The organism is Saccharothrix ecbatanensis (assembly GCF_014205015.1).
Lineage (GTDB): Bacteria > Actinomycetota > Actinomycetes > Mycobacteriales > Pseudonocardiaceae > Actinosynnema > Actinosynnema ecbatanense.
In genome coordinates this window covers 4,833,986-4,844,931 of the sequence record NZ_JACHMO010000001.1, presented here as the reverse complement: position 1 = coordinate 4,844,931, position 10,946 = coordinate 4,833,986, and the positions used below count along the sequence as shown (strand labels likewise).

Genomic DNA, 10,946 nt, shown 5'->3' with positions numbered 1-10,946 from the left:
GTTCGAGCGGTCCGCACCCAGTGTCGAAGCCCTTTCAACGATCTCAGTATTACCGGGTACAGGCTACGGATTGCCGCTCAACCTTCGGTGCGCAATAGGGTGTCGATTCGGTTCATTAGTGTGGAACCCTCACCTTCCACCGTGTGCAATGCGTGGCTGAGCGCGGTCAGGCCGTGCTCGTACTCCAGGCACGTCTGGAGCAGGCCGTGCACGTGCAACGCGGCGACCGGGTGATGCGGCACCGCGCCGGCGATGGCCGGCGGCAGCAGGTCGAGCACCAGCCGGCGGTCGGCCTCGGTCCGCATCGACGGCATCGCCATCAGCGCGTGGAACAGGGCTTCCTGGTCCGGCACGCGGGCGTCGAGCAGCCAGACCGGTTCCGCCAGGCCGGGCACCCGCACGGTGCGGTGGCGCTCCGGTCCGTCGATCGGGTGAACGCGGAAGTAGTCGTCCGTCATCGCGATCAGGACCGGCTTGGTGGACGCGGCGTGCGCCGAGCGGAAGGCGTCCGAGTCGAGCACCGCCAAGGCTTCGGGCACTTCGTCGGCCACGACCACCCGAAGCCGGATCGGCGCGGGGGCCGAGTCGTTGTGCCGGTGCACGGCTTCGGTGAGCCGCACCGGGAAGCGGTCGGACGGCGGGTGGATCAGCAGCACGGCGTCGTGGTCGGTGGACCGGGTCGGGCCGGTCAGCGCGCCGCGCACCAGCCGCCACGCGGATTCGATCCCGGCGGCTCGGTCCGCTGCGATCGCGAGGACGGCGTGAGCGCCCCCGGCGGTGACCGGCATGGCACGAGCATGCGGACACCGCCCGAGGGCGTCAAGATCTACAGCTCCAGACCGGTGAGCACCAGGACCCGCTGCTCGGTCAGGTCGTCCATGGCCGAACGAACACCCTCGCGGCCGGTTCCCGACTCCTTCACCCCGCCGTACGGCATCTGGTCGGCGCGGAAGCTCGGCACGTCGCCCACGATCACCCCGCCCACCGCCAGCCGCTTGGCCGCGCGGAACGCCAGCCGGACGTCGTGCGTGAAAACCCCCGCCTGCAAACCGAACCGGGACGCGTTCACCCGGTCGAACGCCTCCTCCACCGACGGGACGGAGTCCAGCACCACCACCGGGCCGAACACCTCCTCGTCCACCACCTTGCACCCCGCCGGCACGTCCGCCAGCACGGTCGGCTCGTACACCGCACCCGCCCGCCGGCCTCCGGTCAACACCCGCGCGCCCGCCGCCACGGCCTCGTCCACCCACGCCTCCACCCGCCGCGCGGCAGCCTCGTTGATCAGCGGGCCGACGTCGGTGGCCGGGTCGGTCGGGTCGCCCGTGCCGAGCTTGCGCACGTGCGCCACCACCGCTTCCGCCAACGCCGGGTACACGTCCTCGTGGGCGTACACGCGTTGCACCGAGATGCACGACTGTCCACCCTGGTACATCGAGAACATCGCGATCCGCTGCGCCGCCCGGTCCAGGTCCGTCCAATCCGGACAGACGACGGCCGCCGCGTTGCCACCCAGCTCCAGCACGATGTGCTTGCGCGGCACGCGGTCCAGGATCGAGTAGCCCACTGGACCCGATCCGGTGAACGACACCACGGGCAGCCGAGGGTCCTCGACCAGCGCGCCCGCCACCTCGTTCGGCACCGGCAGCACCGACCACGACCCGGCGGGCAGGTCGGTCTCCGCCAGCAGTTCGCCCAGCAGCAACGCGACCAGCGGGGTGGACGGCGCGGGTTTGACCACGATCGGGGCGCCGACCGCCAACGCGGGCGCGACCTTGTGCGCCACCAGGTTCAGCGGGAAGTTGAACGGCGCGATGCCCAGCACCGGCCCGCGCGGCGCCCGCCGCACCAACGCCAGCCTGCCGTCCGCCGCCGGATCGGTGTCCAGCCGCTGGAGCTCACCGGAGAACCGGCGTGCCTCCTCGGCCGCCCAGCGGAACGTCGACACCGCCCGGGTCACCTCGATCCGCGACCACTTCACCGGTTTGCCGGACTCGGACGTGATCAGCTCGGCCACTTCGTCGGCACGTTCGGCCAGCCGCCGCGACACGTGGTCCAGTGCCGCCGCACGGGCGTGCGCGGGCAGTGCGGCGAACTCCTCGGCCACGGCGTGCGCGGCGGCGACGGCCCGTTCCACGTCCTCGGCCGTGGCGTTCGACGTGACGCCGGCCAGGGCGTTGTCGTGCGGGGTGCGGATCTCGACCAGGTCGGCACTCGTCGCGGGCTGCCCCGCGACCCAGTACGGCGTCGTCACTGAATGGCTCCTTCGAGGACGTCCCTCGGTGCGCAGTCGGGCAGTGGGGTCCAGCATCGACCTCACGGTGGACGGGCGACAGTATCCAATATGGCGACCCTGCCGATCAGTGTTGTACACAGTGTCCATGGCGTTGACGGTCGGGGCGTTGGCCCGCGAGCTCGATCTGGCGGTGCGCGTGGACGCCGGGCTGGACCGGGTCGTGGCGTGGGCGCACAGCACGGAGTTGGCCGATCCGACGCCGTTCCTGGAGGGCGGCGAGCTGCTGCTGACCACGGGTATCGCGCTCGGCCCACACGCCGAGTACGTGCGGCGGCTGGTGGCGGCCGGCGTGGTGGGACTCGGGTTCGGGACGGGGCTGAGCCACGAGCACGTGCCCGACGGGTTGATCGAGGCCGCGCGCGAGGCCGGGTTGGCGTTGCTGGAGGTGCCCAGGGCCACGCCGTTCATCGCGATCACCAAGGCGGTGTCGCGGGCCGTCGCGGCAGACGAGTACGCGGCGCTCGCACGCACCAGTGAGGCACAGCGCGCGCTGACCCGTGCGGCGGTCGGCGAGGGGCCCCTCGGTGTCGTGCGGAGGCTGGCGCGGCTCATCGACGGCGGCGCGGCGTTGTTGGATCCCCACGGCTCTCCGCTGCACGTCGTGGGCTCGCTCCCCGACCTCTCCGGTCACGTGCGGCGGCTGGCGGCGTCGGGCGGACCGGCGGGCGCGGCGTGGCAGGTGGGGGAGCGGCACGCCGCGATGCAGGTGCTCGGCCGGCTCGGGTACCTGGCCGTAGCGGCGGACCGGGCGCTGGACGCGGGCGCGGTCAACATCGCGGCGTCACTGCTCACGGTGGCGTTGGCGCGGTCGGACGAGGTCGACGCGGTTCGGCGGGACCTGCGGGAGGCGCGGTTCCGGCTGCTGCTGGCCGGTGTTCCGGTCGATGGGGTGCCGGAGGGGGAGTTCCGGGTCTTCGTGTTGCGTGGCGCGGCTGAACCGCGTGCGGGGTTCTGGGCCGAGGTGGACGGGCGGGTGGTCGTGCTGGCCCACGAGGTGGACGTGCCCGCCGCCGCGTCGAGCCCGGTGGACGTGCGGAGCGTCGCGCGGGGCTATCGGGAGGCGCTGCGGGCGTTCGAGGAAGGGGTGGCGACGTTCGAGGAGGTCGCCGGCGCCGGTCTGCTGGCGGCGGACGCGGCCGAGTTCGCCGCCGTGCTGCTGGCGCCGCTGGACGACGTGCTGCGCGAGACGTTGCGGGTGTGGCTGTCGTGCCACGGTCAGGCCGATCCGGCCGCCACACGCCTCGGCGTGCACCGGCACACGGTCCGGAACCGGTTGGGGCGAGTGGAGGAACTGCTGGGGCGTTCGTTGGAATCCGCAGGTCTGCGGGCCGAATTGTGGCTGGCTCTGCACGTTCGGCCGATAAGGTGATCAAGCACCGCCGCCCATGCCCTATTTCGAGGGGGACCCCTTGGCGCGCTTCCGATTCCTGGCGCACGCGGCCGGTGTCGTCACTGTCACCGCCGTGCTGCTCGCCGCAGTGCTCACCAGTCCTGCCAGCGCATGCGTCTGCTTCCCCGGCGGTAACGAGGCGTGGCGCTACCAGCAGGCGACGCAAGTCTTCTCGGGCAAGGTGGTCAGCGAGAAGGTCGACGTGCGGGACGGTCACAACGACCGGTACCGGTACGGGGTGGTCGTCCACGCCGAGTACAAGGGCGACGTGCCGAAGTTCGTCAACGTCGTGACGCTCAGGAACTACTCGTGCGGCCTGAAGCTCACGGTGGGCAGCGAGTACGTGATCTTCTCGAAGCTGCTCTCGTCGGACGGCTTGGTGGAGATCGACCAGTGCGGCGGCACCAGGTCGGCCGCGTCGGGCCCGCCGGTGACCACGTCGCCGTCCTCTCCCGGAATGACGACGACGACCACGCCCATGACGACACCGTGCGCGACCGCTACGCCGTAACAGCTGGGCCGTTTGAGCGCCGGGGTTCACTCGCTTGGGTGATCTCCGGCGCTCATCCCGTTGGTTCGTCGCCTCCGACGGGCCCGTGCTCGTACTCTTCGTCCGGGTCGGCGCCGTACTGCGCAGGCCTGACCTCGTTCACCTCGCCGAGGGCGTCCACCTTGGCCGCCGGGTCGTCGATGAACTCGTTGATCGTGGGCTCCCGCTCGCGTTCGGTCATGCCGCGGAGGTACCCATCCGACGGTGGTCCGACACGGGTTCGGGAACGCGAAGAAATGATGGGTTTGTGACGGACGCGCAACGGGTAAGTGGACTGGAAAGTGCAAACAGGGTGGCTGCCCGTGTCACACGACCGGTAGCTTTCGCGACGGCCCCCGGGCCGGCGTCGTCGACACAGCGGAGGTTCAGCCGGAATGTGGGACGGTGACCTGACCGGAGAGGTGGTCGACGGCAGGTACGCGCTGGGCGCCCTGTACGGGTCGGGCGGCATGGCCGAGGTGTACCGCGCGTTCGACACCCGTCTCGACCGGAAGGTCGCGATCAAGTTCTTCCAGGGCGAGGCCTCCGGCGAGGACCGCATCCGGCTCGACCGCGAGGCGCAGGTGCTGGGCGAGATGAACTGCCCCGGCCTGGTCGAGGTCTACGGCACCGGCGTCTTCCGCGGTCGGCCCTACTTCGTCATGCAGGCGGTCGAGGGCGGCACGCTGCGGCGGCGGATGCGCGGTGCGATGGCGCCCGAGGTGGTCGCCACGGTCGGCGCGCAGATCGCTGGCGTGCTGGCCCACGTGCACGCGCAGGACGTCGTGCACCGGGACGTGAAGCCGTCGAACATCCTGCTCGACACCGAGGGGCGGCGCGCGTACCTGGCCGACTTCGGGCTGGCGCTGCAAGGCCAGGTCACCCGCGTCACCCGGTCCGGGATACTGGTCGGCACCGCCGGCTACCTCGCGCCGGAGCAGGTGCGTGGCGGCGACGTGCTGCCGGCCGCCGACGTCTACGCGTTGGGCCTGGTGCTGCTGGAGTGCCTGACCGGGCGGCCCGAGTACCCCGGCGGTGACACGGAGGCGGCGCTGTCGCGGCTGCACCGCGAGCCGCGCATCCCGGCGAACCTGCCCGAGCCGTGGACCGCCGTGCTGGCCGGGATGACCGCGTCGGACCCGACCAAGCGGCCTACCGCGGCGAAGTGCCGGCGGATGCTCGAAGAGGCGGCGCGGGCGAGCGTGGGGCTGCTGCCGCTGGTCGAGTTGGCGGTGGTGGACCGGGCCGAGGTGGCGGTCGAGCGCAAGAAGGGCAAGAACCGGGCGGTGCTGGCCGGTGCGGCGGTGGCCGCGGGCGCGTTGGCGCTGCTTGGCGCGGTGACGCTCGGGGACGCGTTCGCGCCGGGGTCCGGCTCCGGCGAGCACGCCGGCCAGACCACCACGACCACCGCGACCGAGCCGGTCGCGGGACAGGCTCCGATGAGCGGCGTGGTGGACCCGAACTCCCCGGTCACGGACACCGTGCGGGATGGCGCGCCCGCGCAGGCGAGGCCGGCGGGGAGCACCGAGGAGGACGGCACCGTCGGCGGGGTCACGCCCGGCGCCGGGACCGACGTGCCGGCGGACGGTGTGGACGACGGCGACACCACGACCGCCACTACCACCAAGGCCCGCAAGGAGCCGGTGGATCCGGGGACCAAGACGCCACCGAACCCGCCGGTCGTCACTCCCACGCCGGTCATCCCGACCACAGGGCCCCCGGCGAGGGAAGGCGCGGTGACCGGCCGCGGGTGACGGGTCGCCTCGTCAGCGGCTCGTCGTCAGCGCAGGGCGGGAAGGAGTTCCGCCTTGGCGAAGTCCAGGAACTCCGGCTGGTGGTCGCCGCCGATCTGCACCAGCGCGAGATCGGTGAAGCCCGCGTCGCGGAACTTCGCCACCGCCTCCACCACCGGCCCGGCGTCCGGCCCGCACGGGATCTTCGCGGCCACGTCCTCCTGTCGGACGAACTGCGTCGCACCGGCGAACCCCGCCGTCCCGGGCAGCTCCGAGTTGACCTTCCAGCCGCCCGCGAACCACCGGAACTGCTCGTGCGCCCGTTCGACCGCCTTGTCCCGGTCCGGGTCCCAGCAGATCGGCAGCTGACCGATCTTCCGCGACTGCCCGCCCTGGAAGACGTCCCACTCCTGGCTCAGCGCCGCGTCCGGCTCCACCGCGACCATCGCGTCGGCCAAGGGCGCGAACGTCCGCACCGACTGGCCGCCGGACACCGCCACGGCGATCGGCACCCGCTGTTCGGGCAGGTCCCACAGCTTCGCCGAGTCGACCCGGAAGTGTTGACCCGAGTAGTTGACGTACCCGCCGTCGAACAGTTGCGAGATGATCTCCACGGCCTCGCGCAGCAACTCGTGCCGCACGTTCACCGGTGGCCAGCCGCGCCCCACCACGTGCTCGTTGAGGTTCTCCCCGGCGCCGATGCCCAACGTGAACCGGTTGCCGGACAGCAGTTGCACGGTCGCCGCCTTCTGCGCCACGACCGCCGGGTGGTACCGCACCGTCGGGCACGTCACGTAGGTCATCAGCTCGACCTGGTCGGTCGCCTGCGTGACGGCGCCGAGCACGCTCCACGCGTACGGGGCGTGCCCCTGCTCGTCCAGCCACGGCGAGTAGTGGTCGCTCATCACCTCGAAGTCGAAACCGGCCTGCTCGGCCAGCGTGGCGTGGTCGACCAACTCGCGTGGGCCGGCCTGCTCCGTCATCAGTGTGTAGCCGATCCGCACGCTTCCTCCTACGCCATGGGCAGGTCGGTGAGATCCGCCCGCAACTCGTCGAGTTCCTCGTAGACTTCCGACGCCCCGGCCTCCCGCAACTCGGCTTCGCCGAAACCACCCGTGCGAAGGCAGACCGAGGGCAGGCCGGCGCGTTGCGCTGCTTCGCAGTCCCAGACGGAGTCGCCGATGATCACCGCGCGACCGTTCCGGTCGACCCGCCGCAGCGCGACCTCGATCAGGTCCGGCGCGGGTTTGCTGTTGTCGACGTCGTCCGCTGATGTCGACGTGATGCCGGAGGCGTCGAGCAGCTTCAGGTAGTGGTCGACGTGGTGGCGCTTGCCGGAACTCGCCAGCACGACCGTGCAGTTCTGCTCCATGGCGGTGGAGATCAGGCGGTGCGCGCCTTCCAGCGGTCGGATCTCGGCGAGCATCGGCTCGAACGCGGCTTCCCAGGCGGTGCGGATGTCGTCGCCGTGCTCACGTTCGACGTGGTCGCCCGCGACCGCGCCGACGAGCTTGTCGCCGCCCATCCCGATGGCGCGGTGCAGGCGCCAGGTCGGCACGGTGATGTCGAAACGCCGGAACGCGCGGAACCACGCCACGGCGTGGTGGTAGTTGGTGTCCACCAGCGTGCCGTCGACGTCGAGGACGAGCGTGTTGGTCATGTGGCCTGGTTAGCCCGGCCGGACCACCCGCAAACCGCCCACCCGCGAGCCCGCCGCCCGGACACCCCGAGTCGTCCGTCTGAGCGGTGAACTCGGGGGTCCTGAAGGTTCGACTCGCGGGGCCTGAGCGTTCGACTCGCGGGGCCTGAAGGTTCGGCTCGCGGGTTATTGGGACTGGGCGTCCAGGAACTGTTCGATCTGGCGGAACCACTCGGCGGGGGCCTCGATGGAGGGGGCGTGGCCGCTGTCCAGTTCGGCCCACTGGGCGCCGGGGATCAGGTCGGCGAGGGCGCGGGTGGTGGACGGGTTGATCAGGCGGTCGTGCTTGGTGCCGATCACGAGGGTCGGCACGGTCAGGGACGGGACTTCGGCGCGCAGGTCGGCGCGCAGCACCAGGTCGACCTGTTCGGGGGTGCCGGGCGGCACGGTGAGGGCGATCAGTTCCAGGAAGCCCTCGGCCTGCTCGGACGTCATCCGCCGGTGGAACGGCTCGCCCAGCACGATCGTCATCAGGTAGCGCGCCAACGCGGTGCGGTCGCCGTCCAGCAGCCGAGCCCACTTCTGCATCCGCGCCCGGGTCTCGTCGTCGATGCGGGCGAACCCGGCGGTGAGCACCAGGGCCGTCACCCGCTCCGGGTGCCGCTGGGCGGCGCGAATCGCCACCGCGCACCCCATCGAGAAGCCGATGATCGCGAACCGCTCCTCGCCGTCGGCGGCGGCGACCAGGCGGTCGGCCAGGTCGTCCAGCTCCAGCGGCGCGGTCGCGCGCGGCGTCGTCCCGGAGCCGGGGAAGTCCACCGCGTGCACTTTGCGCTTGCGCGACAGCTGCGGGATGAGCGGGCTGAAGTTCGCGCGGACGGTGCCACCGGCCCCGTGGGCGAGCAGAAGTGCGGGAGTCACTCGGCCGATTCTGCCGGGACGCGGACGTGCGGCGGGGCCGATTCCGCACGAAGACGGCCCGCGAGCACCGAGAACGCGCGGTCGGGGGCTGATTGGTGTGCAAGCACACATGAACGTGGCTTCGGTTCGCCGACGGGCGGTGGGCCAAGCGAGGCCGGCCCACAACGGGCCAGCGCACAACGGGCCAGCGCACAACGGGCCAGCGCACAACGGGGCCAGCGCACAACGGGGCCAGCGCACAACGGGGCCAGCGCACAACGGGGCCAGCGCACTGTGGGGTCGGCGCACAACCGGGTCGGCGTACTGCGGGGGTCGGCTCGCAGCGGGGGTCAGCCCACGTAGACGCGGATCGTCGTGCCGTTCTCGCGGGTGTGCACGCGGACCAGGTCGCACAGCAGGTTCACGAGCATCACGCCGTAGCCGCCGCGCGCGTTCACGCCGGGGTTCCGCCTGCCCACCATGGGGTTGTGGATCCGCCCCGCGTCACGCACCTCGCACACCACCACGCCGCCCTCGCGCCACAGGAACAGCGTGCCGAAGCCGCCCGCGTGCACCACGCTGTTGGTGGTCAGCTCGTTCACCGCGAGCACCAGGTCCTCGACCTGGTCGGCGGACAGCCCGGCCTCGGTGGCGAACCCGGCCACCAGACGTCGGGTGGCGGCCAGCGCGTCGAGGTCGAAGCCGCGGGTGATGGCGTCCGGCGGCGGCGCGGGCAGCGGCCGGTTGAACTCCTCGGCGATCAGGTACGGCTCGCGGTAGTGGGTGCTCGGCCGGCGGTGCTCGCCCTCGACCACGATCGGGTGCGTGGCCTCCGCGTCGCGCACCGCCTCCGGCGTCAGGTTCGCCGTGTCGTACGGGCACAGGATCCAGGCCGGACGGTCCTCGAACGCGGTGTTGATCAGCGCCTCGTGCTGCACGCACGCCGGGTACTCCAGCTCGGTGCGGTCCGGCCACGTCGGCTCGTCGACGATCCGCACCCGCCCGTTGGCCGCCGCCTCGGCCGCGTGGTTGGTGAACGTCGACAGCACTCCGGGGATGATGCGGCCCGGGTTGCGCCCGGCACGTCTCATGTCCAGGAACTCGACCAGGTCGGCCTGCCCGCCCAACGCGCCGCGCAACAGGTCGATCCCCCGCTGCGGCACCGCGACCAGCACCGGCTCGCCGGCCGCCAACCCGTCGCGCACGAACGGCACGGTGCCCGTGAGGTACTGCTCGTCGTCGCGGTAGAGCAGTGCCTCGTGCACGAAGTCGACCACCGGGGGAACCTCCGAACGGTTGCTGGCGGGAGGTCTGCCTGTTCAGTATTGCGCCCAAACGCCGCTGTTGAGTGGTCTGCGCAGGCAAACGCGCGTCGACGGGTCGAGACCGCGTGCGGTTTCGGCCTCGACGACGGCCCGCAGACCCGGTGACGGATCCGTCACCTCGTGGAAACCCAGCCGACGGTAGTACGGGCCGTTCCACGGGATGTCGCGGAACGTGGTCAAGGTCAACGCCTCAAGGCGCCGCGCACCGGCCCACCGCGCGACGTGGTCCAGCAGCGCCGCGCCGATACCGCGCCGGGCGTGGTCGGGGTGCACGCTGATCTGCTCGACGTGGGCCGCGCCGTCCACCACCTCCACCGCGACCCAGGCCACCGGGTGCGGGTCGGCGGCCACCCAGACGTGCAGGTGTCGCAGGGTCTCCAGCGGCATCGGGTCGTCGTCGGCGATCTCCGGCATGCCGAAATCGCGGAACGGCTCACCGGATGCCCGTTCGATCTCGGGGAGCAGCGGCAGCTCGTCGGGCCGGGCGGGGCGGATGTCCACGGTGCATGGTCAACCGGCGGTGAGGTTCTGTTCAACCTCGTTTGCGAGCGCTTCGAGCAGACGTGCCGGGAGCTGGTCGTCGGGGCAGCCGTCCAGCTGGAGTTCGGCGACGCTGCTCGCGACGCCGGCCAGCGACACGCGGAGCGCTCCACGGCAGCCGTGGTCGGCCAGCGATTCCCAGGTGAGCAGGAGCTGGTCGTAGTCCGCGGCCAGCTGGACCTGGCGCTGCTCGTCGTGCCTGCGGAGGATCAGCACGTCGTCCGTTCGGCCGACGACCTGGTACGGGGCGGGGAGCCACGAGGCGAGGCGGACCGGATCGGCGGCGGCGTTGAAGACGAGGTCGGGCAGGGCCGGCACATCGCGTCTGGCGTGGATGGTCACGGCGTGCGGTTACCCCGTTCGAGCGCGGGCACACCGGGGTAACCAGCGGCCATGACGACAATCGAGGAACCGCCGGAAGAGCCCGTGGGCGACCCCATCGACCCGGACGAGATCGCGGAGGACGCGCCCGTCGATCCCACTCCGCAGGAAGTGGACGAGTACCGCGAGCTGATAGGTGACCAAGACCCGAAGCGGTGATGGACGAGGGCGAGCCGGACCGATCCCGCTCGACGCGCCGGTCACCACCGCCGA

Annotated in this window: 13 protein-coding genes; 4 read left to right on the top strand and 9 right to left on the bottom strand. The window is 71.7% G+C overall.

Features of this window, described 5'->3' with window-relative positions:
* Positions 1-77: 77 nt before the first annotated feature.
* Positions 78-788, bottom strand: coding sequence for an effector-associated domain 2-containing protein (locus F4560_RS19990; RefSeq protein WP_184922102.1), 711 nt, complete (start codon positions 786-788; stop codon positions 78-80).
* 38 nt (positions 789-826) lie between these two features.
* On the bottom strand, positions 827-2,254 hold the full coding sequence (locus tag F4560_RS19985) for an aldehyde dehydrogenase family protein (protein WP_184922100.1): 1,428 nt from the start codon (positions 2,252-2,254) through the stop codon (positions 827-829).
* 109 nt (positions 2,255-2,363) lie between these two features.
* Between F4560_RS19985 and F4560_RS19980 the strand changes: the two genes are divergently transcribed.
* The gene (locus tag F4560_RS19980) at positions 2,364-3,665 is read left to right on the top strand and encodes a PucR family transcriptional regulator (protein ID WP_312869377.1); all 1,302 of its coding nucleotides are present in this window, start codon (positions 2,364-2,366) and stop codon (positions 3,663-3,665) included.
* Positions 3,666-3,705: 40 nt separating this feature from the next.
* On the top strand, positions 3,706-4,197 hold the full coding sequence (locus F4560_RS19975) for a hypothetical protein (RefSeq protein ID WP_184922098.1): 492 nt from the start codon (positions 3,706-3,708) through the stop codon (positions 4,195-4,197).
* Between the two features lie 52 nt (positions 4,198-4,249).
* Here F4560_RS19975 and F4560_RS19970 read toward each other — a convergent pair whose 3' ends face one another.
* Positions 4,250-4,417, bottom strand: coding sequence for a hypothetical protein (locus F4560_RS19970; protein ID WP_184922096.1), 168 nt, complete (start codon positions 4,415-4,417; stop codon positions 4,250-4,252).
* Positions 4,418-4,610: 193 nt separating this feature from the next.
* Here F4560_RS19970 and F4560_RS19965 point away from each other — a divergent pair, with 193 nt between their 5' ends.
* Positions 4,611-5,969 (top strand): serine/threonine-protein kinase, encoded by a 1,359-nt coding sequence (locus F4560_RS19965; RefSeq protein WP_184922094.1) that lies wholly within the window; start codon positions 4,611-4,613, stop codon positions 5,967-5,969.
* A gap of 26 nt (positions 5,970-5,995) precedes the next feature.
* Here the strand turns inward: F4560_RS19965 and F4560_RS19960 are convergent, their stop codons facing one another.
* The 6 genes from F4560_RS19960 to F4560_RS19935 all read right to left on the bottom strand — a co-directional run bounded on the left by F4560_RS19960 (position 5,996) and on the right by F4560_RS19935 (position 10,694).
* A complete protein-coding gene (locus F4560_RS19960) occupies positions 5,996-6,952 on the bottom strand; it encodes a TIGR03557 family F420-dependent LLM class oxidoreductase (protein ID WP_184922092.1) in 957 nt (318 codons plus the stop codon).
* Between the two features lie 8 nt (positions 6,953-6,960).
* Positions 6,961-7,608 (bottom strand): HAD family hydrolase, encoded by a 648-nt coding sequence (locus F4560_RS19955; RefSeq protein WP_184922090.1) that lies wholly within the window; start codon positions 7,606-7,608, stop codon positions 6,961-6,963.
* 165 nt (positions 7,609-7,773) lie between these two features.
* Positions 7,774-8,508, bottom strand: a complete 735-nt coding sequence (locus F4560_RS19950) for an alpha/beta fold hydrolase (protein ID WP_312869376.1) — start codon at positions 8,506-8,508, stop codon at positions 7,774-7,776.
* Positions 8,509-8,837: 329 nt separating this feature from the next.
* Complete coding sequence (locus tag F4560_RS19945) at positions 8,838-9,764, bottom strand: anti-sigma factor RsbA family regulatory protein (protein ID WP_184922088.1); 927 nt, start codon at positions 9,762-9,764, stop codon at positions 8,838-8,840.
* A 42-nt stretch (positions 9,765-9,806) separates the two neighbouring features.
* Positions 9,807-10,313 (bottom strand): GNAT family N-acetyltransferase, encoded by a 507-nt coding sequence (locus tag F4560_RS19940; protein WP_184922087.1) that lies wholly within the window; start codon positions 10,311-10,313, stop codon positions 9,807-9,809.
* Positions 10,314-10,322: 9 nt separating this feature from the next.
* Entirely contained in the window at positions 10,323-10,694 is a 372-nt protein-coding gene (locus tag F4560_RS19935) for an SRPBCC family protein (protein ID WP_184922086.1), read from the bottom strand.
* A gap of 51 nt (positions 10,695-10,745) precedes the next feature.
* Between F4560_RS19935 and F4560_RS19930 the strand changes: the two genes are divergently transcribed.
* The gene (locus tag F4560_RS19930) at positions 10,746-10,892 is read left to right on the top strand and encodes a hypothetical protein (protein WP_184922085.1); all 147 of its coding nucleotides are present in this window, start codon (positions 10,746-10,748) and stop codon (positions 10,890-10,892) included.
* Positions 10,893-10,946: the final 54 nt, after the last annotated feature.